The sequence below is a fragment of the Pseudomonas sp. NY11955 genome (assembly GCF_048068035.1).
GTDB lineage: Bacteria > Pseudomonadota > Gammaproteobacteria > Pseudomonadales > Pseudomonadaceae > Aquipseudomonas.
In genome coordinates this window covers 87376-112730 of record NZ_JBLUPS010000006.1, presented here as the reverse complement: position 1 = coordinate 112730, position 25355 = coordinate 87376, and the positions used below count along the sequence as shown (strand labels likewise).

At 63.6% G+C, this 25355-nt stretch carries 18 protein-coding genes; 10 read left to right on the top strand and 8 right to left on the bottom strand.

The features are described from left to right. Nucleotides 1-218 precede the first annotated feature (218 nt). From ACNFBR_RS13445 to ACNFBR_RS13410, 8 genes are all read right to left on the bottom strand, one after another. Nucleotides 219-1709 (bottom strand): efflux transporter outer membrane subunit, encoded by a 1491-nt coding sequence (locus ACNFBR_RS13445; RefSeq protein ID WP_416735349.1) that lies wholly within the window; start codon nucleotides 1707-1709, stop codon nucleotides 219-221. Continuing rightward, nucleotides 1706-4813 (bottom strand): efflux RND transporter permease subunit, encoded by a 3108-nt coding sequence (locus tag ACNFBR_RS13440; RefSeq protein ID WP_416735348.1) that lies wholly within the window; start codon nucleotides 4811-4813, stop codon nucleotides 1706-1708. Before ACNFBR_RS13440 ends, ACNFBR_RS13445 begins: the two co-directional genes overlap by 4 nt. Further along, complete coding sequence (locus ACNFBR_RS13435) at nucleotides 4810-7908, bottom strand: MdtB/MuxB family multidrug efflux RND transporter permease subunit (protein WP_416735347.1); 3099 nt, start codon at nucleotides 7906-7908, stop codon at nucleotides 4810-4812. Before ACNFBR_RS13435 ends, ACNFBR_RS13440 begins: the two co-directional genes overlap by 4 nt. Further along, complete coding sequence (locus tag ACNFBR_RS13430) at nucleotides 7905-9215, bottom strand: MdtA/MuxA family multidrug efflux RND transporter periplasmic adaptor subunit (RefSeq protein ID WP_416735346.1); 1311 nt, start codon at nucleotides 9213-9215, stop codon at nucleotides 7905-7907. The genes ACNFBR_RS13435 and ACNFBR_RS13430 overlap by 4 nt, the downstream gene beginning before the upstream one ends. Nucleotides 9216-9592: 377 nt before the next feature. Beyond that, nucleotides 9593-10093, bottom strand: a complete 501-nt coding sequence (gene tpx, locus ACNFBR_RS13425; RefSeq protein WP_012052082.1) for a thiol peroxidase — start codon at nucleotides 10091-10093, stop codon at nucleotides 9593-9595. Nucleotides 10094-10260: 167 nt separating this feature from the next. Further along, entirely contained in the window at nucleotides 10261-11541 is a 1281-nt protein-coding gene (locus ACNFBR_RS13420; RefSeq protein WP_416735345.1) for a serine/threonine transporter, read from the bottom strand. Nucleotides 11542-11751: 210 nt separating this feature from the next. Further along, nucleotides 11752-12948 carry an aromatic amino acid transaminase gene (locus ACNFBR_RS13415; protein ID WP_028698825.1) on the bottom strand — a complete coding sequence of 399 codons (1197 nt, stop codon included), beginning with the start codon at nucleotides 12946-12948 and terminating at the stop codon, nucleotides 11752-11754. 129 nt (nucleotides 12949-13077) lie between these two features. Continuing rightward, complete coding sequence (locus tag ACNFBR_RS13410; protein ID WP_416735344.1) at nucleotides 13078-14103, bottom strand: Ldh family oxidoreductase; 1026 nt, start codon at nucleotides 14101-14103, stop codon at nucleotides 13078-13080. A 143-nt stretch (nucleotides 14104-14246) separates the two neighbouring features. Here ACNFBR_RS13410 and ACNFBR_RS13405 point away from each other — a divergent pair, with 143 nt between their 5' ends. The 10 genes from ACNFBR_RS13405 (at nucleotide 14247) to garD (ending at nucleotide 25293) form a co-directional block, all read left to right on the top strand. Next, complete coding sequence (locus tag ACNFBR_RS13405; RefSeq protein ID WP_416735343.1) at nucleotides 14247-15119, top strand: MurR/RpiR family transcriptional regulator; 873 nt, start codon at nucleotides 14247-14249, stop codon at nucleotides 15117-15119. Nucleotides 15120-15141: 22 nt separating this feature from the next. Next, nucleotides 15142-15894 (top strand): transporter substrate-binding domain-containing protein, encoded by a 753-nt coding sequence (locus tag ACNFBR_RS13400; RefSeq protein WP_416735342.1) that lies wholly within the window; start codon nucleotides 15142-15144, stop codon nucleotides 15892-15894. 83 nt (nucleotides 15895-15977) lie between these two features. Then, nucleotides 15978-16697: an ABC transporter permease gene (locus ACNFBR_RS13395; protein WP_416735341.1), complete on the top strand. Its 720-nt coding sequence runs from the start codon at nucleotides 15978-15980 to the stop codon at nucleotides 16695-16697. Further along, nucleotides 16694-17404 carry an ABC transporter permease gene (locus ACNFBR_RS13390; RefSeq protein WP_346646370.1) on the top strand — a complete coding sequence of 237 codons (711 nt, stop codon included), beginning with the start codon at nucleotides 16694-16696 and terminating at the stop codon, nucleotides 17402-17404. The genes ACNFBR_RS13395 and ACNFBR_RS13390 overlap by 4 nt, the downstream gene beginning before the upstream one ends. A gap of 16 nt (nucleotides 17405-17420) precedes the next feature. Beyond that, nucleotides 17421-18665 carry an NAD(P)/FAD-dependent oxidoreductase gene (locus tag ACNFBR_RS13385; RefSeq protein ID WP_416735340.1) on the top strand — a complete coding sequence of 415 codons (1245 nt, stop codon included), beginning with the start codon at nucleotides 17421-17423 and terminating at the stop codon, nucleotides 18663-18665. A 22-nt stretch (nucleotides 18666-18687) separates the two neighbouring features. Continuing rightward, nucleotides 18688-19470 carry an amino acid ABC transporter ATP-binding protein gene (locus ACNFBR_RS13380; protein WP_416735339.1) on the top strand — a complete coding sequence of 261 codons (783 nt, stop codon included), beginning with the start codon at nucleotides 18688-18690 and terminating at the stop codon, nucleotides 19468-19470. 442 nt (nucleotides 19471-19912) lie between these two features. Then, entirely contained in the window at nucleotides 19913-20722 is an 810-nt protein-coding gene (locus ACNFBR_RS13375) for a gamma-glutamyl-gamma-aminobutyrate hydrolase family protein (RefSeq protein ID WP_416735338.1), read from the top strand. Between the two features lie 559 nt (nucleotides 20723-21281). Further along, nucleotides 21282-22193: a 5-dehydro-4-deoxyglucarate dehydratase gene (gene kdgD, locus ACNFBR_RS13370; protein WP_416735337.1), complete on the top strand. Its 912-nt coding sequence runs from the start codon at nucleotides 21282-21284 to the stop codon at nucleotides 22191-22193. Between the two features lie 104 nt (nucleotides 22194-22297). Then, nucleotides 22298-23662 carry an MFS transporter gene (locus ACNFBR_RS13365; RefSeq protein WP_416735336.1) on the top strand — a complete coding sequence of 455 codons (1365 nt, stop codon included), beginning with the start codon at nucleotides 22298-22300 and terminating at the stop codon, nucleotides 23660-23662. A 77-nt stretch (nucleotides 23663-23739) separates the two neighbouring features. Further along, nucleotides 23740-25293, top strand: a complete 1554-nt coding sequence (gene garD, locus ACNFBR_RS13360) for a galactarate dehydratase (protein ID WP_416735335.1) — start codon at nucleotides 23740-23742, stop codon at nucleotides 25291-25293. Nucleotides 25294-25355 lie beyond the last annotated feature (62 nt).

Sequence of the window (25355 nt, the reverse complement as noted above, 5' to 3'; positions counted from 1 at the left end):
CGCCGGGACAGGGGGCCCGGCAAAAGCTGACGATTGTACTCAAGCTTAAGCGAAACGCACGGGGTTTTTGCGAATGGGAATGGATCCAATGCGCCGTGTAGGAGCAGCCTTGTGCTGCGAATGGGCCGCGACGCGGCCCCCAGGTTGCAGCTTCGCAACAGATATTGCCGGGGCCGCGTCGCGGCCCATTCGCAGCACAAGGCTGCTCCTACACCGGGTCAGTCTTGCTCGGCAAACGCCTGCTCTGCATCCCAACCGCCGCCCAGCGCTGCCACCAACTGCACACTGGCCACCAGACGGCCTTGCAGCAGGTTCAACACGCTGCGCTCGTTGCTCAGCGCGGTGGTCTGCACGTTGACCACATCCAGATAGCCGATCAGCCCGGCGCGGTACTGGTTCTCGGTCAGGCGCAGCGACTCGCGGGCAGCATCCAGCGCCTCCTGGCGCACGACGGCTTCATCGCCATACACCTTCAACTGAACCAGCAGGTTCTCCACTTCCTTGAAGCCGTCCAGCACGGTCTGTCGGTACTGCGCCACGGTCTGGTCATACACCGCCACCGTGCGGTCGACCTCGGCGCTGCGTTTGCCGGCGTCGAACAGGGTCAGTGCCAGCTGTGGGCCTACCGACCAGTAGCGGTTAGGCAATTCGATCCAGTTGCTGAAGCTGCTGCTGGAGTAACCACCACTCATGCTCAGGCTGAGGTCCGGGAAATACGCTGCCCGCGACACGCCGATGTTGGCGTTGGCCGCCATCACGTTGCGTTCGGCTGCAGCGATGTCCGGGCGTCGCTCCAGCAACTGCGAAGGCAGCGAAACCGGAATCTGCGGGAGCGCCGGGATATCTTTGCTATCGGCCAAGGCAAAGTCGGCTGGGGTCTTGCCCAGCAGCACGGCAATGGCGTTCTCGAATTGCGCACGCTGCCAGATCAGGTCGATCAGGTCAGCCTGGGTGCTTTTGAGCTGAGTGCGGGCCTGGGCCACCGCATCCGGGCCGGCGACACCGGCGCGGTACTGGTTTTCGTTCATGCGAAGCGAGCGCTCATAAGCCGCCACGGTAGCTTCCAGCAAGCGCTTCTGCTCGTCGATAACCCGCAACTGCAGGTAGTTCTGCACTAGTTCCGACTGCTGGCTCAAGCGGATCGAAGCAAGGTCGGCGAAGCTGGCTTGGGCACTGGCCTCGTTGGCATTCATGGTTTCCCGCAGCTTGCCCCACAGGTCGATTTCCCAGCTCACGCCCAACTGCGCGTTGTAGGTGTTGCGAATGCCACTGCTGTTGTTCGACAGGCTGGAACTGGAGCTGCCGGTACCCTGCGCCGAGCGGTTCTTGCTGGTGCTAAGGTCCAGGCTGGGGAACAGCGCCGCTCGGCTGCTGCGCACCAGCGCCTGGGCCTGGCGATACTGGGCTTCTGATTGCGCCACGGTCTGGTTGCTGCGGTTAAGCTCCTCGACCAGCGCATTGAGCCCGGCGTCGCCGTAGATTTCCCACCAGGCGCCGCGGGCGATGGCGTCGGACGGCGTCGCCTGGGTCCAGCCTTCGGCGTGCTTGAACTGCGTCGCCGTGCTGTTCAGCTCGGGGCGGTGGTAGTCCGGGCTCAGGGTACAGGCACTGAGCAAGGCCACGCACAACCCGGCGCCGAGCAGGCGCGAGCCACGCCCACGGGTCAGCGCTTGCAGGGCACGGTGAAGTGGGGTCTGGGCAAAAGTCATAGCGGGGTTTCCAGGGCGGCGTCGGTGCGCACGCCGCGCCAACGGTTGAAACGGTGGCGCAGGCGGTCCAGGTACAGGTAGACCACCGGCGTCGTGTAAAGGGTGAGGACCTGGCTGAACACCAGGCCACCGATGATGGTCAGGCCCAGCGGCTGGCGCATTTCTGCGCCTTCGGCGTGGCTCAGCAGCAACGGCAAGGCGCCGAGGATGGCCGCCAGGGTGGTCATCAGGATCGGCCGCAGGCGCAGCAGGCAGGCCCTGCGGATCGACTCTTCCGGTGACAGGCCCTGGTGGCGTTCCAATTGCAAGGCCAGGTCGATCATCAGGATGGCGTTCTTCTTCACCACGCCGATCAGCAGGAACAACCCCAGTAGCGAGATCAGGCTGAACTCGCCACCGGTGACGTACAGCGCCAGCAAGGCACCAACGCCAGCCGAGGGCAGTGTCGAGAGAATGGTCAGCGGGTGGATGTAGCTTTCATAAAGAATGCCCAGCACCAGGTACACCAGCAGCAGTGCGCCAAGGATCATGAAGGGCTGGCCCTGCTGGGTCTTGGCAAAGGCATCGGCAGTACCGCCGAGCTTGGCAATCACCTCCTCGGGCAAACCCAGCTTGGCCACCGCACGTTCCAGCGCCGCCATGGCCTGGTCGGGGCTGTAACCTTCGGCGACGTCGAAGGCGATGTCTTCCGAGGCGAACTGGCCTTCGTGGCTGACCCGGTCGTTAGCCAGGCTGTTTTCGTAGCGGGCGATGGTCGACAGCGGCACGCGGGCGCCGTCGGCGGTGATCACCTGCACTTGTTCGAGGGTACTCGGGTCCCAGGCGTATCTCGGGTTGATCTCCAGCACCACCTGGTACTGATTGAGGCTGTCGTAGATGGTGGAGATCTGCCGCTGACTGTAGGCGTTGTTCAGAACCGTGGTCACCATGTCCATGTCGATGCCCAGGCGCTTGGCCTGGTCACGGTCGACCACCAACGTCACCTGTTGGGTGCCGGCACCGTCGCGGGCGTCGATGGCGGTCAGCTCCGGCAGTGCACGCAGCGCCGCGACCACCTTGGGGAACCACTGGCGCAACGCCGCCAGGTCGCCGCTCTGCAGGGTATACAGGTACTGCGACGAGGTCTGGTCACGCCCACCGCCACCCAGCTGCAAGTCCTGGTCGGCCATCAGGAACAGCCGCCCGCCGGGCACCTTGGGCATTTCCTTGCGCAGGCGCTCGATCACTTTCTGCGCATCGATCTTGCGCTCGCTGATCGGTTTCAGGCGCACCAGCACCATGGCGTTGTTGGTGCCGCTGTTGCCACCGATGAAACCGGCAACGCTCTGCACGGCCGGGTCGGCGAGCAAGGCACGGCGGTAAATTTCCATCTTCGGCTGCATCACGCTGAACGACAGGCCGTCGTCGCCGCGAATGAAGCCCATCAACTGGCCGGTGTCCTGCTGCGGCATCAGCGTCTTGGGCACCACCACGTACAGGGCGATGTTGAGGCCAATGGTGGCCAGCAGACTGAACAGGGTCAGGCGCTTGTGGCGAATGGCCCAGCCCAGGCTGCGGTCATAGGCATTGACCATGCGCTGGTGCAGCTTGTCGCTCCAGCGCTGCAGGCGGGTCTGCTCGGCCTGGTGCGGCTTGAGCCACCGGGCACAGAGCATCGGCGTGAGGGTAAGCGACACCACCAGCGAGACGATGATCGCCGCCGCCAGGGTAATGGAAAACTCCTGGAACAGGTTGCGCACAATCCCGCCCATGAACAGGATGGAGACAAACACCGCCACCAACGACACGTTCATCGACAGCAAGGTGAAACCCACTTCCTTGGCGCCGAGGAAGGCTGCCTTCATGGGCGGTTGGCCATCCTCGATGTGCCTGGAGATGTTTTCCAGCACCACGATGGCGTCGTCCACCACCAGCCCGGTGGCGAGAATCAGCGCCATCAGCGACAGGTTGTTGAGCGAGAACCCGCACAGGTACATCACCGCGAATGTACCCACCAGCGATACCGGCACCGCCAGGCTGGGAATCAGCGAGGCGCGCAGGCTACCGAGGAACAGGTAGACCACCAGGATAACCAGCACGACCGCGATCAACAGGGTGTGCTCGGCCTCTTTCAGGGTGGCCTTGATCACCGGCGAGCGGTCCATGGCCACGTTCAGTTGCACGCTGGCTGGCAGCAACGACTGCAGGGCTGGCAACTGCGCCTTGATCTGGTCGACCGTTTCGATGATGTTGGCGCCGGTCTGGCGGTTGACCACCAGCAGCACTGCTGCCTGGTCATTGAAGAAGCCACTGTTGTAGCGGTTTTCGACCCCGTCGGTAATGGTCGCCACGTCGGACAGACGCAGGATAGTGCCGTTCTGCTGGCGAATCACCACCGGCTCGTAGTCCTTGGCGCTTTCCAGCTGGTCGTTGGCGCGCACCTGCCAATTGCGCTCGGCGTCCTCGACAAAGCCCATGGGCCGACGCTGGTTGGCGTTGGACACCGCCGTGCGCACCTCGTCCAACGACAGGTTGTACTGGTTGAGCAACTGCGGCTCGACGGCAATGCGCACGGCGGGCAGCGAACTGCCACCGATCTGCACCTCCCCTACCCCCGACACCTGGGCCAGGCTCTGCGACAGGATGGTGTCGGCCAAGTCATACAGCTGGCCCTTCTGCAGCACATCCGAGGTCAGCGACAGCACCATGATCGGCGCCTGTGACGGGTTGATCTTCTTGTAGGTGGGCATGCTGCGCATGCCGCTGGGCAGCAGGTTGCGGGTGGCGTTGATCGCCGCCTGCACCTCGCGCGCCGCGCCGTCGATATCACGGCCCATCTCGAAGCCGATCACCACCCGCATGGAGCCTTGGTTGGAGCTGCTGGTGAGGGTGGTGACGCCAGCGATGCTACCCAGCTTGCGCTCCAGCGGCGTGGCCACGGTGGAGGCCATGACCTCGGGGCTGGCGCCGGACAGGTTGGCCGACACCACGATCACCGGGAAGTCCATTTGTGGCAGTGGCGCCACCGGCAGCAAGCCGAAGCTGACGCCACCCAGCAGCATGATCGCCAGGCTCAACAGCATGGTCGCCACCGGGCGACGGATGAAAGGACCGGACAGGTTCATGCCTCGGCCTGCTTCACGTCAGTGGCCGGGCGCCAGCGGCGGGCCAGGCGATCGAAGTACAGGTAGATGACCGGGGTGGTGAACAGCGTCAGCACCTGGCTGACCAGCAGCCCACCGACCATCACCAGGCCCAGCGGCTGGCGAAGCTCAGCGCCGGAACCCGTGGCGAGCATCAGCGGCACCGCACCGAACAGCGCGGCCAGGGTGGTCATCAGGATCGGCCGGAAGCGCAGCAGCGCCGCCTGATAGATGGCATCGCGCGGGCTCATGCCCTGATGGCGTTCGGCTTCCAGGGCGAAGTCGATCATCATGATCGCGTTTTTCTTGACGATGCCGATCAGCAGGATGATGCCGATGATGGCGATCATGCCCAGGTCGTTGCCACTGATCAGCAAGGCCAGCAAGGCCCCCACCGCGGCCGATGGCAAGGTCGAAAGGATGGTCACCGGGTGGATGTAGCTTTCGTACAACACGCCCAGCACGATGTACATGGTCACCACCGCCGCCAGGATCAGCAGCAAGGTGCTCGACAGCGACGCCTGGAAGGCCTCCGCCGCGCCCTGGAAGCGGGTTTGCACTCCCAGCGGCATGCCGATGTCCTTCTGCACCTGCTCGATCACCTGCACCGCCTCGCCCAGCGATGCACCGTGGGCCAGGTTGAACGACAGGGTAACCGCCGGGAACTGGCCGATATGGGAAATGGCCAGCTGCGCCTGGCGCTGCTCGATGCGCGCCAGCGCCGACAGGCGCACCTGGCCGCCATCGGTGGCCTTGACGTGGATCGACTCCAGCGCCTGCGGGCCGATCACGGCGGCATCCTGCGACTGCAGCACCACGCGGTACTGGCTGGCCTGGGTGTAGATGGTCGAGATCTGCCGCTGGCCAAAAGCGTCATACAGGGCGTTGGTGATCTGCGCCACGGTAATGCCCAGGCGGCTGGCCATGTCACGGTCGATCACCAGGTACACCTGCAGGCCCTTGTCCTGCAGGTCGCTGGCCACATCGGCCAGCTCCGGGCGCTGCTGCAGCGCCTGCACCAGTTTGCCGCTCCACTGTGCCAGCAGGTCGGCGTCCGGCGACGACAGGCTGAACTGGTACTGGGTACGGCTGACCCGGTCCTCGATGCTCAGGTCCTGCACCGGCTGCATGAACAGGCGGATGCCCACCAGCCGGTCGACTTGCGGCTGCAGGCGGCTGATCACTTCGCTGGCGGTGACATCGCGCTCGCCGTGGGGCTTGAGGTTGATCAGCAGGCGGCCGCTGTTGAGCGTGGCATTGTCGCCATCGACGCCGATGTAGGACGACAGGCTTTGCACGGCGGGGTCTTGCAGGATCACCTTGCTCAGCGCCTGCTGGCGCTCGCTCATGGCGGCGAACGAGGTGGACTGGGGCGCTTCGGAAATACCCTGGATCACCCCGGTGTCCTGCACCGGGAAGAAGCCCTTGGGCACCACCATGTACAGCAACACCGTCAACGCCAGGCTGGCCACCGCCACCAGCAGGGTCAGCGGCTGGTGCTTGAGCACCCACTGCAGGGCACTGCCGTAATGCTTGATCAACCAGTCGATCCAGGCGCCGCTGGCGCGGTAGAAGCGGCCTTGTTCTTCTTCCCTGGGCTCGCGCTTGAGCAGGCGCGCGCACATCATCGGCGTCAGGGTCAGAGACACCACCAGGGAAATCAGGATAGCCACCGCCAGGGTGATGGCGAACTCGCGGAACAAGCGGCCGACCACGTCAGCCATGAACAGCAGCGGGATCAGTACCGCAATCAGCGAGAACGTCAGCGAAATCAGGGTGAAGCCGATCTGCCGGGCGCCCTTGAGCGCCGCCTGCATCGGCGTCTCGCCCTCTTCGATATGCCGGGAGATGTTCTCCAGCATGACGATGGCATCATCGACCACGAAGCCGGTGGCGATGGTCAGGGCCATCAGTGTCAGGTTGTTGACCGAGAAACCGGCCAGGTACATCACCCCGAAGGTGCCGATCAGCGACAGAGGCACGGCAATCGACGGAATGAGGGTGGCGCTGAAGCGGCGCAGGAAGACGAAGGTGACCATCACCACCAGCACGATGGCGATCAGCAGTTCGTGCTGCACGTCCTTGACCGCGGCGCGGATGGTTTGGGTGCGGTCGGTCAGCACCGATACATCGAGGCCGGCCGGCAGGTTGTCGGTGATCGACGGAAGCAGGTCCTTGATGCGGTCGACCACTTCGATGACGTTGGCACCTGGCTGGCGCTGGATGTTCAGCAGCACCGCATGGTTCTCGTTGGCCCAAGCGGCCAGGCGTTCGTTTTCGGCACCGTCGACGATTTCGGCCACGTCTTTCAGGCGCAGCGGCGCACCGTTGTTGTAGGCCAGGATCAGGTTGGCGTATTCCTCGGGGGAACGCAGCTGGTCGTTGGCATCGAGCATCGACACCCGGGTCGGGCCGTCGAAGTTGCCTTTGGGCTGGTTGACGTTCGAAGCGCCGATCAGGGTACGCACGTCGTCCAGGTTCAGGCCGTTGGCCGCCAGGGCGTCGACGTTGACCTTGATCCGCACCGCCTGACGCTGGCCGCCGGCAATGCTGACCATGCCCACGCCGCTGATCTGCGCAAGCTTTTGCGCCACGCGTGTATCGACCAGGTCGTTGAGCTTGGGCAGCGGCATGGTCTTGCTGGAGATGGCCAGGGTCAGCACCGGGGTGTCGGCCGGGTTGACCTTGTTGTACACCGGCGGTGCCGGCAAGTCGCTGGGCAGCAAGTTGCTGGCGGCGTTGATCGCGGCCTGCACCTGTTGCTCGGCAACGTCCATGTTCATGTCGAGGTTGAAACGCAGGGTCAGCACCGATGCGCCACCGGAGCTGGTCGAGGCCATCTGCTCCAGGCCTGGCATCTGGCCGAACTGGCGCTCCAGGGGTGCGGTGACGGCGCTGGTCATCACCTGTGGGCTGGCGCCGGGGTACAAGGTCATGACGCGGATGGTCGGGTAATCCACCTGCGGCAAGGCGGAAACCGGCAGCAGTTTGTAGGCGATCAGGCCGGCCAGGACGATGGCCAGCATGCTCAGCGTGGTGGCGACTGGCCGCAGGATGAACAGGCGCGAGAGGTTCATGCGCCCGCCTTGCCCGCTGCGTGATCGGGCTGTGTTTCACCTGTGTGCGCCGAGCCCTTGGCTTCCTGCCCTTGCAAGTGCTGGCCGGGCGTGGTTGGCACTTGCGAGCTGTCTTCCACCACTTCCACCTTGGTACCTTCGCGCAGGCGGTCGGTGCCTTCCAGCACCAGGCGGTCGCCGGCTTTCAGGCCGTCGAGGATAACGCTGTTCTCGCCATCGCTGGCGCCAACCTTGAGCTTGCGCACGTTCACGGTGCTTTCGGCGTTGACCACATAGGCAAAGGTGCCGTCGTTGCCGAACTGGATAGCTGCAGCCGGGGCCATGACCACTTGTTTGAGGGTGTCGGCCAGCAGGCGCACATTGACGAACTGGTTGGGGAACAGGGCCAGGTCTTTGTTCTCGAAACGGCCCTTGAACTTCAGGGTGCCAGTGGCGGTGTCGATCTGGTTGTCGATGCTGCCCAGCACACCAGTGGACTGCAGCTTGCTGTCACTGCGGTCCCAGGCCTCGACCGGCAGGCTGGCGCCACTGCGGTAGCGCTCCAGTACGGTGCTCAGCTCGGTTTCCGGCAGAGTAAAGGCGACGCTGATCGGCTCGGTCTGGGTAATCACCACCAGTGCGGTGGCGTCGTTGGCGGCCACCAGGTTGCCCAGGTCGAGTTGGCGCAGGCCCACACGGCCGTTGATCGGCGAACGAATCTGGGTGAAATCGAGGTTCAGGCGAGCGTCGTTGACCTGTGCCTGATTGGTCTTGACCAGCCCCTGGAACTGCGCCACCTGCGCTTCGGCGGTGTCGAGGGTTTGCTTGGCGATACTGTCTTCGGCGTACAAGCCTTTATAGCGGGCCAGGTCGACCTGGGCGTTCTTCAGCTGCGCCTGGTTCTGCGCCAAGGTGCCCTCGGCTTGCTGCAGAGCGATGCGGTACGAACGTGGGTCGATTTCGGCGAGCAGGTCGCCGGCCTTGACCTGCTGACCTTCCTTGAAGTGAATTTTCACCAGTTCGCCAGCCACGCGGCTACGCACATTGACTGTGTTGGTCGCTGTAACCGTGCCCAAGGCCTTGTAGTACAGCGGGAAGTCACCCACCCGCACCGGCTCGACGCGCACTGGCACCGGGTCGCTGGAGCCGCCGAAGCCTGGGCGGCCACCCATCATGCCCATGCCCTTGCCGCCGCGCCCGCCGCCGCCGGCTTCTTTATGCGCAGGCGTTGCTGCAGGCCACAGCCACCAGGCCAGGGCAGCCACCAGCAGCAGGATCAGCAGGCCGACGAGCCAGCGACGAGGGGAACGGGAATTGGACGCTTGCATGGGTTGAACGAACCTTGTTCGGAATGACGACTTTGGGAGGGTGAACGATAAGCACTGGCATCGTTTTAGCAAAGGGCCTTTACCAGAGGTTTACCTTTGCCTGACGTTGCCAAGAGTTTGAACTTTAAATGAAAACGGCCCGGAACGCGTTCCGGGCCGTTACAGGGTGTTGCTTGGAGCGAAGGCGGGCTAAAAGGTTTGCGTTGCCTGTACCGGCTGCTTCCCCAGGACAGTACAGCCCCTTGTAGGAGCAGCCTTGTGCTGCGAAGGGGCCAGTACAGCCCATGCATCTCTACTGGGTTTACCGGCCTCTTCGCAGCACAAGGCTGCTCCTACAGGACCGGTGAAGGGCTGGTGCCCGCCCTGCCCCACAACCCTTACTTCAGGACAGCCAGCGCTGCATCGTAGTTCGGCTCGTCGGCAATTTCGCCCACCAGCTCGCTGTGCAGCACCTTGTCGTTCTCGTCCAGTACCACCACAGCGCGGGCGGCCAGGCCGGCCAGTGGGCCGTCGGCGATGGCGACGCCGTAGTTTTCGAGGAATTCGCGACCACGCAGGGTCGACAGGTTCTTCACGTTGTCCAGGCCTTCAGCACCGCAGAAGCGAGCCTGGGCGAATGGCAGGTCGGCGGAGATGCACAGCACCACGGTGTTGGCCACATCGTTGGCCTGGGCGTTGAACTTGCGCACGGAGGTGGCGCAGGTGGGAGTGTCGACGCTTGGGAAGATGTTCAACACTTTGCGCTTGCCTGCGTAGTCCTTCAGCGACTTGTCAGCCAGGCCTTCACCCACCAGGGAGAAAGCCGGAGCCTGGGCGCCGGCCTGTGGCAGGTTGCCGTTGACCTGAACCGGGTTGCCTTTGAGAGTCACTTGAGCCATGACGAAATCCTTATGCGGGGTTTGAAAAGGACACTGAGTTAAGCATGAAGGCGACCGGGTGCCTATGGGGGCAGGTAAAATTGTTCTATTGCCGGACAATTCTTGTGGACAAAAAAATGCCCGGATGGCAACAAGCGCCCCGGGCATTCTTTGTTAAAGGCAGCGAATCAGCTCAGCAGGCCGTACACCACCGAGGTCAGTGCAACCAGGCCAACCACCACGACGAACACGTTGGACGCCGCGCCACTGTACTTGCGCATCGACGGTACACGGTGAATGGCGTACATCGGCATCAGGAACAGCAGCACCGCGAGGATCGGGCCGCCGAGCGACTCGATCATGCCCAGGATGCTCGGGTTGAGGGTGGCGACGATCCAGCACACCACCAGCATCAGCGCGGCAACCACGCGGTCCAGGGTTTTGGCACCCGGGCGCGCGCCGGTCTTGACGATGATGCCCTTCAGGCCTTCGCTGGCACCGATATAGTGGCCAAGGAACGACTTGGCGATGGCCACGAAGGCGATCAGGGGCGCTGCGAACGCGATGGTCGGGTTGCTGAAGTGGTTGGCCAGGTACGACAGGATCGACAGGTTCTGTGCCTTGGCTTCGGCCAGCTGGGCGCTGCTCAGGGTGAGCACGCAGCTGAACACGAAGAACAGCACCATCACCACCATCAGCAGATGCGCACGGCGCAGGATCTGGCCGCTGCGCTCATCGGCGTGCTCGCCGTAGCGGCGCTTCTGGTCAACGGCAAAGGCCGAGATGATCGGCGAGTGGTTGAACGAGAACACCATCACCGGAATGGCCAGCCACAGGGTGTGCAGGAAGGCCGAGGCCGGCGGCACCTGGGTGGCGCTGTCGAGGATGCCACCGGTCCAGTGCGGCACCAGGTACAGGCCCAGCAAGGCGAGGGCGACGATGAACGGGTACACAAGCAGGCTCATGACCTTGACCGTGGCCTGCTCGCCGCAGCGCACAATGGCCAGCAGGCCGAGGATCAGCACGAACGACAGGATGGCCCGCGGCGGCGGCTGCATGTGCAACTGGTGCTCCATGAAGCTGGACACGGTGTTGGTCAGCGCCACGCTATAGATAAGCAGGATGGGGAAGATGGCGAAGAAGTACAGCACGGTGATCGAGGCACCGGCGGTGCTGCCGAAGTGCTCCTTGACCACTTCGGTGATGTCGCCACCGTTGCGCCCCGACAGGACGAAACGGGTCAACCCACGGTGGGCAAAGTACGTCATCGGGAAGGCCAGGATGGCCAGGATCAGCAGCGGCCAGAAGCCGCCAAGGCCGGCGTTGATCGGCAGGAACAGGGTTCCCGCGCCAATGGCTGTGCCGAACAGGCCCAGCATCCAGGTGGTGTCGTGACGCGCCCAGCTGCCAAGGGTGGCGGGGGTCGATTCTGCAAAGCGTTGTTCAACGCTTGGGGCCTGCTCATTCATTCCGGGTGAAGCTCCACTCGCAAGACTGCAACAGGCTGAGAATGGCGAAATAGACGTTTCGCCCAACTCAACCGGGGAAGAGGGGCGCGATTGTGCACGGAAAGGTTGCACTTGCGAAGCCCTTTTCCGAGGAGCGGTTGCACTTGTCTTTACAAGCAGGGTGTACGGGCAGCGATGGGAGAGCGGGCCGCAAGGCGGCCCGCTACCGTTTTACTTCTGAACGGCGGCGAACGCTTCGGCAACCCGTTGCAGGTTGGCCGGGCGCAGGCCGGACATGCACACGCGGCCGCTGTCGATCAGGTACACGCCGAACTCGTCACGCAGGCGACGCACCTGCTCGACGCTGAAGCCGGTGTAGCTGAACATGCCACGCTGGCGCAGGAAGAACTGGAAGTCCTGGCCTGGCAGCAAAACGGCCAGGGCATCGACCAGCGCCTGGCGCATGTCGAGGATACGCTTGCGCATCACTTCCACTTCTTCGGCCCACTGGGCATTGAGGCCTGCATCGCTCAGTACGCCAGCCACCAGCTGGGCACCGAAGTTGGGCGGGCTGGAGTAGTTGCGGCGCACGGTGGCCTTCAATTGGCCAAGCACGCTCTGGGCCGTGGCGTCGTCATCGCACACCACCGACAGGCCGCCTACCCGCTCGCCGTACAGCGAGAAGATTTTCGAGAACGAGTTGCTGACCAGGCACGGCACACCGGCACGGGCCATTTCACGGATGGCGTAGGCGTCTTCCACCAGGCCTTCGGCGAAGCCCTGGTAGGCGATGTCGAGGAACGGGATCAGCTGGCGCGCCTTGACCACTTCCACCACTTGTTGCCACTGGTGCTGTTCCAGGTCGGCGCCGGTAGGGTTGTGGCAGCACGGGTGCAGCAGCACCACGCTGTTGGCCGGCAGGGTCTGCAGGGTGGCCAGCATGCCGTCGAAGTCCACGCCACGGGTGGCTTGGTCGAAGTACGGGTAGGTGTGCACCTTGAAGCCTGCGCCTTCGAAGATGGCGCGGTGGTTGTCCCAGGTTGGGTTGCTGACCCAGACTTCGGACTGCGGGAAGTAGCGCTTGAGGAAGTCAGCACCGACTTTCAGGGCGCCGGAGCCACCTACGGTCTGCACAGTGGCCACGCGGCCGCCCGTCACGGCGGGGTGATCGGCACCGAACAGCAGCGCCTGAATCGCCTGGCGGTAGCTGGCCAAGCCTTCCATGGGCAGGTACAGGGAGGCTTCGTGGTCCTGGCCGGCAATGCGCTTTTCCACCGCATCCACAGCCGCCAGTTGCGGCACCACGCCGGCCTCATCGTAGTACAGGCCGATACTCAGGTTGACCTTGTCGGCGCGCGGGTCGGCCTTGAAGGTTTCCATCAACGAGAGGATCGGGTCGCCGGCATAGGCATCGACATGTTTGAACACAGCGTGCAGCTCCTTGGATCAGGACAGTTCGAAAAGGCAGACCTGAGCATACCCGGAGAGTGGGCTCAGGAACATCCACTAATGTGCAAGGTTGTCTATGCAACATTGCATGGCCGGACGATGGAGCGGTCAGCCAAGCAGCGCTTTCAGGCCCTGCAACTCTTGCTCTGTCACCGCCACCCCCTCCTCCTCGGCCACCTCGCGCTCGCGGTAACGCCGTTCGCCCGGCATGCGCGTCAGCCCCACCGCCTGCATCTGCTCCACCAGTTCGCGGCTGCGTTGGGCAAACCGCTCGCCCTCGGCCTTGCTTGGATCGATGACGATGATCAGTTGCCCGGTCCACGGCGTCTTCGCCCCCGGGTGCCCCGACCAGTCGAACTCCCAGGAGAAGTGCCCACCAGTCAGCGCCGCAGCCAGCAACTCGACCATCATCGACAGGGCCGAGCCCTTGTGCCCGCCAAACGGCAGCAAGGCGCCGCCTTCCAGAATCGCCTTGGGCTCTGTGGTCGGTGCGCCATTGGCATCCACGCCCATGCCTTCAGGCAACTGCTGGCCCGCCCGCGCAGCGATCTGCACGTCGCCATGGGCCATGGCACTGGTAGCCATGTCGAAGACGATCGGGTCATGTTCGGCGCAAGGCGCGGCAAAAGCGATGGGGTTGGTGCCGAACAGTGGCTTGCGCGCACCATGGGGCACCACGCAGGTCATGCTGTTGACCACGCTGAGGGCAACCAGGCCCTCTTCGGCGAACGGCTCTACATCCGGCCACAGCGCGGCGAAGTGGTGCGAGTTGTGGATCGCCAGCACGGCAATGCCTGCGTTGCGCGCCTTGGCCACCAGCAGCTCACGGGCCGCCGCCAGGGCCGGCTGGGCAAAACCGCCCGCGGCATCGACACGTACATAGCCGGCCGCCACGTCGCTGACCTTTGGCGTGGCCTGGCCATCGACCCAACCGCTGGCCAGGGTCGACACATAACCGGGCATGCGGAACACCCCATGGCTATGTGCGCCATCACGCTGGGCGCTGGCGCAGTTGTGGGCCAGCACCCGGGCCACGGCCTCGCTGCAACCATGACGCTGGAAGATGGCCTGCAACAAACCCTGCAGCTCGGTAAATGGCACGCGCACGACAGTGCTGGTGGAAGGTGCGGACATCTGAAGCTCCTTGTTGATTTTGGAATGGCTACAGCGTTGCAACGACAAAAACTTTCCTGCATGTGACAGCAATCTGTCAAATATTGACTTGATGACAGAAAACATTCATTTTCTCCCCAAGCCTGACCCCCTGGAGCCGCAGCATGAGCCAACCGATCAAGCAACGCCTGGAAAACAGCCTCGAAGGGGCCGCTGCCTCGGGCCGCAAGATCGCCACCTACATGCTCGCCAACCTGCATGAACTGCCGTTCCAGACGTCGGCCAGCATTGCCGCCAAGCTGGGCGTCAGCGAATCGAGCGTTGGGCGTTTCTGCCGCTCCTTGGGTTATGCCCACCTCAAGGCGCTTAAGCAAGACCTGCAGAACGATCTGGGCGATGGCCCGTGGCTGGTGGGTGATCGCTTGCAAGATTACCGCCAGAACCAGGACGCCAGCGACAACGCCGGCAGCCTGGAGCTGGAAATCACCGCGCTGGTGCGCGTGCACGAATACCGCCAGAGCCCAGCCTGGCACAACGTGGCGCAACGCCTGGCAAGCCAGCCGCGGGTGTTCATCGCCGGTTTTCAAACCGAGCGAGGCATCGCCATGTGCATGAGCCACTTGCTGCAATACCTGCGCGATGGCGTGCAACTGGTCGACATCAGCGCCGGGCACTTCGGTGAAGTGCTGCTGGGCCGCGCCGAAGACAGCGCCCTGGTGGTGTTCGAGGCCCGCCGTTATTCCCGCCACGCCCTGATGCTGTGCCAGAAGGCGCGCGAGGCTGGCATTGCGGTCACCTTGGTGACCGACACCTTCTGTGACTGGGCCGATGCCAATGCCGACGAGGTGTTCCGCATCCCCACCGAGTTCAATCTGTTCTGGGAATCCACCTCGACGATGCTGTCGTGGGTGCACCTGATGGTCAACGAGGTCTGCAAGAAGCTCGGACCGGATGTTGAAAAACGCTTGGAAGCGACTGCCGCTCTACATAACGAATTCGTCGGCTACACCTCGTGGTCGACGGGCAAACAACAATAGCAAGAGTGCAATGAGGTGCGAGATGAACAAGTCCATGGCCTTGGTGGGTGCGTGCGCCCTGCTGCTGGCGGGTGCCGCCAGTGCCGAAACCCTGCGCTTCGCCACGGAGGGTGCCTACCCACCCTTCAACTATGTAGACGCCGATAACAAGCTGCATGGCTTCGATATCGACATCACCCACGCCCTGTGCGAACAGATGAAGGTCGAGTGCACGTTGGTGGCCCAGGACTGGGAAGGCATCATCCCCGCCCTGATGGCGCGCAAGTACGACGCAGTGGTGGCGTCGATGATCGACACCGAAGAGCGGCGCAAGAAAATCGCCTTCACCGACCACTACTACCGCACGCCACTGACCGTTGCGGTGGCCAAGGACAGCAAGATCGACAGCGCCCAGACCGACTTCGTCGGCTACACCGTCGGTGCCCAGTCGTCCTCCACCCAGGCTATCTACGCCGAAGACGTGTATGGCAAGGCCGGTGCCGACGTGAAACTGTACCCGACCATGGACGAGGCCAACGCGGACCTTGCCGCCGGCCGCCTGGACGGCGTGATCGCCGACAAATTCCCGCTGCACGAGTGGATGACCAAGAATGGCGGGGACTGCTGCAAGATCCTCGGCGACGTGGCAAACACCAAGGCCGACGCCGCCATTGCCGTGCGCAAGGACGACGAAGCCCTGCGCCAGCGCCTGAACACCGCGCTGCAACAGATCGTGGCCAACGGCACCTATCAGAAGATCGCCAGCAAATATTTCGCTTTCGATATCTACAACTGACCACTGGCTGCCTTACCTGTTCTGTGGGTGCGGGCTAGCCCGTTCCCACAGGGATTGGTGCGCGCCCATGTGAGGGGTTCGTCATGCTCGATCAATTGTCCTTGCTGTCCTTCGCCAGCGGAGGCTGGGGCCAGGCGTTGCTGGCCGGCGCGCTGGTTACCGTGTCCCTGGCCCTGGCCTGCCTGCCCATCGGCCTGCCACTGGGCCTGGTGGTCGCACTGGCGGCGCGCTCGCGCAAACGCCTGCCACGGGCCTGGGCGACTACTTTCTCCACCGTATTCCGCGGCCTACCCGAACTGCTGACACTGCTGATCATCTACTACGGCTGCCAAATCGCCGCACAGAAAATCCTCGTCGCCATGGGCTACCAGGGTGAGTTCCTGATCAACACCTTCCTTGCCGCGATGATCGCCTTCAGCCTGGTGTTCGCCGCGTTTTCCAGCGAGATCTGGCTTGCAGCCTTCAAGACCCTGCCCAAGGGCCAGCTCGAAGCCTGCTCGGCCTTGGGCCTGAGCAAGCGCACCGGTTTCTTCAAGGTGCTGCTGCCACAACTGACCCGCATCGCCCTGCCCGGCTTGTCCAACAACTGGCTGTCGCTGCTCAAGGACACCTCGCTGGTATCGACCATCTCGCTGGTCGACCTGATGCGCCAGACCAACCTGGCGGTCAGCGTGACCAAGGAGCCAATGTTCTTCTACGGCGTCGCCTGCCTGGGTTACCTGCTGTTCGCCGCATTGTCCGGGCGCGTGTTCGCCTACATCGAACGGCGCAGCAACCGCCACCTGCAAGGAGCACGCGCATGAGCTTCGATCAACTGCTGGCACTGGTGCTCGACCCCGACCTGCTGGAGCGCTACGGCCCGCGTTTCCTCGACGGCCTGCTGGTAACGGCCAAGCTGGTGGCCATTTCCTTCAGCCTGGGCGCCGTGCTCGGCCTGCTGCTGGCCCTGGCACGCATGTCGCGCAGCCTGTTGTTGCAGCGCATGGCCGCCGGTTATGTGTACTTCTTCCGCGGCTCACCGCTGCTGGCGCAGCTGTTCCTGCTGTATTACGGCCTGGGCTCGCTCAAGGGCTTCTGGCAGGACGTCGGCTTGTGGTGGTTCTTCCGCGAGGCGTGGTTCTGCACCTTGCTGGCGTTCACCCTGAACACCGCCGCCTATCAGGCCGAGATCTTCCGCGGCAGCCTGATGGCCGTTGCGCCTGGCCAGCATGAGGCGGCACGGGCACTGAACCTGAAACGCTCGACCACCTTCTTCAAAGTGATCCTGCCGCAGTCGCTACTGGTGGCCATCGGCCCACTGGGCAACGAGCTGATCCTGATGATCAAGGCCAGCGCAATTGCCTCGCTGGTGACCATCTACGACCTGATGGGCGTGACCAAACTGGCCTTCTCGCGCAGTTTCGACTTCCAGATCTACCTGTGGGCCGCCGTGCTCTACCTGGTGATCGTCGAACTGGTGCGACGCCTGCTGAAACACCTGGAAGCCCGCCTGGGCCGCCACCTGAACTGACCGAAGGATACGTTCCATGCATTGCCAGACCCTTGTCCTCGGCGCCGGCATTGTCGGCGTCAGCACCGCGCTGCACCTGCAGGCCCGCGGGCGCCAGGTGATTCTGATCGACCGCGACGAACCGGGCAGCGGCACCAGCCACGGCAACGCCGGGCTGATCGAGCGCTCCAGCGTCATCCCTTACGCCTTCCCACGGCAGGTGGGCGCGCTGCTTCGCTACGGCCTGAACCGCCAGCCCGATGTGCGCTACAGCCTGGCGCACCTGCCCAAAGTCGCACCTTGGCTGTGGCGCTACTGGCGCCAGTCCGCACCTGGGCGCTTGGCTGGTGCTGCCGCCGACATGTTGCCGCTGGTGCAGCGCTGCGTCGATGAGCATGACGCGTTGATTGGCGCCGCCGGCCTTGAAGGCTTGGTGCAGGCCAAAGGCTGGATCGAAGTGTTTCGTGACCCGGCGTTGTTCGAACAGGCCAAAACCGATGCAAAGGGCCTGAGCCGCTACGGCTTGCAGTTCGAAATCCTCGAATGCGGGCAACTGCAAGCTCGTGAGCACCAGTTGGACGCCACCGTGGTTGGAGGCATTCACTGGCTCGACCCAAAGACCGTGAACAATCCCGGTGCCCTCACCCGCGGCTATGCGGCGTTGTTCCTGCAACGCGGCGGGCAGTTTCTGCATGGCGATGCGCGCAGCCTGCGCCAGGACAACGGTCAGTGGCGGGTAGAGAGCCGCCGTGGCCCGATTACCGCCGACGAGGTGGTGGCCTGCCTCGGCCCGCAGTCGGCGGACCTGTTCAGCGGCCTGGGCTACCAGTTCCCGCTGGCGATCAAGCGTGGCTACCACATGCACTACAGCACCCGTGACGGCGCACAGCTGGAGCACTCGATCTGCGATACCCAGGGCGGCTATGTGCTGGCGCCGATGGCGCGCGGCGTGCGCCTGACCACCGGCATCGAGTTCGACGCGGCCGGTGCGCCTGGCAACCAGATCCAGTTGGGCCGCTGCGAGGCCTTGGCGCGCAAGCTGTTTCCGGCCCTCGGCGAACGCCTGGACGACACCCCTTGGCTGGGCCGCCGCCCTTGCCTGCCCGACATGCGCCCGGTGATCGGCCCGGCGCCGCGCCATCCGGGGCTGTGGTTCAACTTCGGCCACGCCCACCACGGCCTTACCCTAGGCCCGGTCAGCGGCCGGCTACTGGCCGAGTTGCTCACCGGCGAGCGCCCCTTCACCGACCCCGCGCCCTACAGCGCGACCCGTTTCGACTGAACCCACGCGGGAGAACAACAAGATGACCGCACCACTGAGCCTTGCCACCCTTGCCCCCGAGCCCGACCCACGCCCGGTGCTGATCCGCATCGAAGGCCTGAACAAGCATTACGGCGCATTCCACGTGCTGCGCGACATCGACCTACAGGTGCGCGAAGGCGAACGCATCGTGCTGTGCGGGCCGTCCGGCTCGGGCAAGTCGACCCTGATCCGCTGCATCAACCGCCTGGAAGTGGCCCAGCAAGGCAGCATCCAGGTCGACGGCATCGACCTGTCGGCCACCACGCGCGAAGCAGCGCAGGTGCGCAGCGACATCGGCATGGTGTTCCAGCACTTCAACCTGTTCCCGCACATGAGCGTGCTCGACAACTGCCTGCTGGCCCCCACCAGCGTGCGCGGGCTGTCGCGCAAGGACGCCGAGGAGCGGGCGCGCATGTACCTGAGCAAGGTCGGCATCGAAAGCCAGGCGCACAAGTACCCCAGCCAGTTGTCCGGCGGGCAGCAGCAGCGCGTGGCGATCGCCCGGGCGCTGTGCATGAAGCCACGGATCATGCTGTTCGACGAGCCAACTTCGGCGCTGGACCCAGAGATGGTCGCCGAGGTGCTGGATGTGCTGGTGCAACTGGCCGGTACCGGCATGACCATGCTGTGCGTCACCCATGAAATGGGCTTTGCCCGCCAGGTGGCCGAGCGGGTGTTGTTCCTGGAGGGTGGGCAGATCATCGAAGACAGCCCGCCGCAGGTGTTCTTCAACCAGCCGCGTACCGAGCGGGCCAAGGGGTTCCTGGCGCAGATACTGCACTAAGAACCCGTGTGCGAGTCCCTGTGGGAGCAGCCTTGTGCTGCGAAAGGGCCGGTATGACCATTACAAATGTGTTGGTCTTGCTGGCCCCTTCGCAGCACAAGGCTGCTCCTACTGGTACCGGCGGCGGTCTGGGGCACCTAATTCATTGCACCGCTGCAAAGACCCAACTGCATCGTTAAATATTATTGACCGCCACCCCCGCCAAACCCACGCCGCCACAGGCCCGCATCGGTTTAAGCCCCCAAAAACCGGTGCATTCCGCGCGTTAAAGCCCTCTTCCGTCGTTTGACATATCGAACGGCTCTGGCAAGCTATCTACAAGCCCCGACCGGAATCGTCGCCTCTGACGAGCCGGCAGTGCTCGGGGCTACAGGCAGCACCCAGAGCCCCGCGCCGTGCGCCTGCACAACAACGACAGGTTGAACCTGTCCCAAGGTGACATATGTCCAACAGCAACATTGGCAACAAGCAACCTTCCCTGCGCAAACCCGTCGTCCTCATGACCATGGGCAGCCAAGAGCGCAAAGGCCATGACTACCAGGTCATGACCCACAAATACATTACCCCGCTGGTCGAGTTTTCCGATTGCGTCCCGGTACTGGTGCCCACCTGCTGCGGCACTGAAGACCTCGAGACCTACCTGGACATGGCCGACGGCGTGTACCTGACTGGCGCAGGCAGCAACATCGACCCTGCACTGTATGGCCAGGAAAACCAGACCCCAGGCAAAGGCCAGGACCAGAACCGCGACCTGTTCGACATCCCGCTGGTCAAAGCGGCGATCAAGCGCGGCCTGCCGATCTTCGGCATCTGCCGTGGCATGCAGGAAATCAACGTGGCCCTGGGTGGCGACATCTATCAGAAGGTGTACGCCGAGCCTGGCTTCAACGATCACCGGGAAAACCCGGAAGACCCGGTTGAAGTGCAATACGCCCAGGTGCATGGGGTGAAGATTCAGCCGGGCAGCTGGCTGCGTGACACCCTGGGTACTGACGAGATTCGCGTCAACTCGCTGCATGGCCAGGGCCTGCACAAGCTGGGCGCCGGCATCGAAGCTATCGCCCATGCCGAAGACGGTCTGGTCGAAGCGATTCACGCGCCAAGCATCTCGCCGTTCCTGTTCGCCGTGCAGTGGCACCCGGAGTGGCAAGCGGCGAAGAACCCTGATTCGATCAAGATCTTCCAGGCTTTCGGCGATGCCTGCCGGGCCCAGGTACGCAAGGCGCAGATCAAGCGCCAGCACGCTGCCTGACCTTCAGTTTCCTCTGCTTTGATCGCGGGGCGGCGCAAGGTCGCCCCCGTTTTCCCGGTCACCCTCTGCTGGTCCCAGAACACTTCCCGTGGAATCGGGCGGCGGGCTTGTGCCTGTCTCCGCGATCGTTTTTTAACCCCTTCCCATCTAAGAGATACGATGACCAACATGCGGTCGCCGTGTCATTTTTAGCGCCTGCGAGATCGAGCGCCGCCCGCGCGGCGCATCGCGAGCAAGCTCGCTCCTACATTTGTTTCGGGCCAATCATTCCTGTGAGGACGCGCGCGACCCCCTTGTTCGTACCCTTCGATATCGAGCCATGCGCCAAAGCGGTCGCGTGTGGCGGCGCAGGAAGAACCGGCCCGAAACAAATGTAGGAGCGAGCTTGCTCGCGATGCGCCGCGCGGGCGGCGCTCGATAGGTGCCCCACCACAACTCCCCAGACCGGCCCACACAAATTTTTCTGCAAGGAGGGCTAGTCATCGCCTAAGTTGTACGATAACTTACCTCTAACGCAGAACAACACCCTTCACCCAAGCGCCACAGGATGCCAACAACAATGAATCCACAAGAACTTAAATCCATCCTCTCCCACGGCCTGCTGTCTTTCCCGGTCACCGACTTCAACGCCCAGGGCGACTTCAACCCGGCTGGCTACATCAAGCGCCTGGAGTGGCTGGCCCCGTACGGCGCCAGCGCCCTGTTCGCCGCTGGCGGCACCGGTGAGTTCTTCTCCTTGGCCGCCAGCGAATACAGCCAGGTGATCAAGACCGCCGTCGACACCTGCGCCACCTCGGTACCTATTCTCGCCGGCGTCGGTGGCTCCACCCGCCAGGCCATCGAATACGCACAAGAAGCAGAGCGCCTGGGCGCCAAGGGCCTGTTGCTGCTGCCGCACTACCTGACCGAAGCCAGCCAGGACGGCGTTGCCGCACACGTCGAAGCGGTATGCAAATCGGTGAACATCGGCGTGGTGGTGTACAACCGCAACGTCTGCCGCCTGAACGCTGACCTGCTGGAGAAACTGGCCGAGCGCTGCCCGAACCTGATCGGCTACAAGGACGGCCTGGGTGATATCGAGCTGATGGTTTCCATCCGTCGCCGCCTGGGTGACCGCTTCAGCTACCTGGGAGGCCTGCCGACCGCCGAAGTGTATGCTGCTGCCTACAAGGCCTTGGGCGTGCCGGTGTACTCCTCCGCGGTATTCAACTTCGTGCCGAAAACCGCCATGGACTTCTACAACGCCATCGCCCGCGACGACCACGCCACCGTGGCCAAGCTGATCGACGATTTCTTCCTGCCGTACCTGGACATCCGCAACCGCAAGGCTGGGTATGCCGTGAGCATCGTCAAGGCCGGCGCCAGAATTGCCGGTTACGACGCAGGCCCGGTGCGTACCCCACTGACCGACCTGACCGCCGAAGAGTACGAAAAACTCGCCGCACTGATGGACAAGATGGGCCCGCAGTAAGCGCTGCCCGCGGCCTGCCAGATGCCGCGCCCGGAGTGGGCATGCCCCACTCCGGTTACAATTCGTGAGCCCGCACAAAAATAACTAGTGGGAGTATTACCAGCATGCAAGCGACTAAAAAGACGCATGTGCGCTACCTGATCCTGTTCATGCTGTTTCTGGTGACCACGATCAACTATGCCGACCGCGCTACCATCGCCATCGCAGGCTCCAGCCTGCAGAAAGACCTCGGCATTGACGCCGTAACCCTCGGTTATATCTTCTCCGCCTTCGGATGGGCTTACGTGGCTGGCCAGATTCCTGGTGGCTGGCTGCTCGATCGCTTCGGTTCCAAGAACGTCTACGCCTTCAGCATCTTTACCTGGTCGCTGTTCACCCTGCTGCAGGGTTTTGTCGGCGGCCTGCCGGTTGCCTGGGCCGTCGTCACCCTCTTCACCCTGCGTTTTCTGGTCGGTTTCGCCGAAGCCCCGTCTTTCCCAGGCAACGCTCGCATCGTCGCCGCCTGGTTCCCAACCCAGGAACGCGGCACGGCCTCGGCCATCTTCAACTCGGCACAGTACTTCGCCACTGCACTGTTCGCCCCGATCATGGGCTGGATTGTGTTCAGTTTCGGCTGGGAACACGTGTTCGTGGTCATGGGCGCACTGGGCATCGTGTTCTCCATGGTGTGGCTGAAGACCATCCACAACCCGCGCCAGCACCCACGCATCAGCCAAAGCGAGCTTGAACACATCGAGCAGAACGGCGGCCTGGTGGATATGGACCAGAAGCGCGGCAACGACGGCCCGAAATGGGGCTACATCAAGCAGCTGCTGACCAGCCGCATGCTGCTGGGCGTGTACCTGGGCCAGTACTGCATCAACGCCATCACCTACTTCTTCCTGACCTGGTTCCCGGTGTACCTGGTACAGGAACGCGGCATGACCATCCTCAAGGCCGGCTTCATCGCCTCGCTGCCGGCCGTATGCGGCTTCATCGGTGGCGTGCTGGGCGGCGTGATCTCGGACTGGCTGCTGCGTCGCGGCAACTCGCTGACCTTCTCGCGCAAATTGCCGATCGTCTGCGGCCTGTTGCTGTCGACCACCATGGTGTTCTGCAACTACGTCGATGCCGAGTGGATGGTGGTCGGCTTCATGACCCTGGCGTTCTTCGGCAAAGGCATCGGCGCGCTGGGTTGGGCGGTGGTGGCCGACACCTCGCCAAAGCAGATCGCCGGGCTGTCCGGTGGCCTGTTCAACACCTTCGGCAACATTGCCTCGATCACCACCCCGATCGTGATCGGCTACATCATCAGCGCCACCGGCTCGTTCAAGTGGGCACTGGTGTACGTGGGTGCCAACGCCCTGGTGGCGGTATTCAGCTACCTGGTGATCGTCGGCCCGATCAAGCGTATCGAGCTGCGTGACGATGCCCCCAAGCCACAGGCTGAGCCTGCCGCCAACGGCGCGCTGGCCAGCACGCGTCACTGAGTGAACACGCCCACGCCGGGCCAGCCGGCGTGGGCGGATGTACAAAAGCCTGAGAACCTGACAAGTAGGGCCCCAACATGCAGTTGATCGAACATTCCGACTCGCCCCGCTACGTCCGCCTGCACGATGACGACAATGTCGTGGTGGTCGTCAACGACGGTGGCCTGGGCGAAGGCGCCCGTTTCGCCGACGGCCTGACCTTGGTCGAAGGTGTGCCGCAAAGCCACAAGGTCGCTACCGTGACCATCGCCAAGGGCGAGCCGGTGCGCCGCTACGGGCAAATCATCGGCTACGCGCTGGAAGACTTGCGCCAGGGCAGCTGGGTACAGGAAAGCCAGCTGGCCATGCCCGCCGCCCCGGCGCTGGACAGCCTGCCGCGCTGCGATGCTGTGCCACAACCACTGGCGCCGCTCGAGGGTTTCACCTTCGAGGGCTACCGCAACGCCGACGGCACTGTCGGCACCCGCAATATCCTCGGCATCACCACGACCGTGCAGTGCGTGGCCGGCGTGCTGGAGCATGCGGTAAAGCGCATTCGCAGCGAACTGCTGCCCAAGTACCCCAACGTCGATGACGTGGTGGCCATTACCCACAGCTATGGCTGCGGCGTGGCGATCAACGCCCGTGACGCTTACATCCCGATTCGCACCGTGCGCAACCTGGCGCGCAACCCCAACCTCGGCGGCGAAGCCCTGGTGATCAGCCTGGGCTGCGAGAAACTGCAAGCCGGCCAGGTGATGCACGACGACGACCCGTCAGTGGACCTCAGCGACCCGTGGCTGTACCGCCTGCAAGACGCCAGCCTGGGCTTTATGGAAATGATCGAGCAGATCATGGACCTGGCCGAAACCCGCTTGAAGAAACTCGACCTGCGTCGCCGCGAAACCGTACCGGCCAGCGAACTGATCCTCGGCATGCAGTGCGGTGGCAGCGACGCCTTCTCGGGTATCACCGCCAACCCGGCACTGGGCTACGCCGCCGACCTGCTGGTACGCGCCGGTGCCACCGTGCTGTTCTCGGAAGTGACCGAAGTGCGCGATGCCATCTACATGCTGACCTCACGCGCGCAAAATCAGGACGTTGCCGATGCCTTGGTGCGCGAGATGGACTGGTACGACCGCTACCTGCAGCAAGGCGCCGCCGACCGCAGCGCCAACACGACACCGGGCAACAAGAAAGGCGGGCTGTCGAATATCGTCGAGAAGTCGCTGGGTTCCATCGTCAAGTCGGGCAGCGGCGCCATCCAGGGCGTGCTCGGCCCAGGCGAGCGGGTCAACCGCAAAGGCCTGATCTTCTGTGCCACACCCGCCAGCGATTTTGTCTGCGGCACCTTGCAGCTGGCTGCCGGCATGAACCTGCATGTATTCACTACCGGCCGCGGTACCCCGTATGGGCTGGCCATGGCGCCGGTGGTCAAGGTATGCACCCGCAGCGAACTGGCCCAGCGCTGGCCCGACCTGATCGACATCGACGCCGGGCGCATCGCCACAGGCCGCTCGACCATCGAGGAGTTGGGTTGGGAGCTATTCCATTACTACCTGGACGTGGCCAGCGGCCGCAAGCAGACCTGGGCCGAACAGCACCGGCTGCACAACGACATCACCCTGTTCAACCCGGCACCGATTACCTGATGCCACTGCCCGCTCCCGCAGGCCATGCGGCAACCCGCCATATTTTCTTTCAATTTACAGGA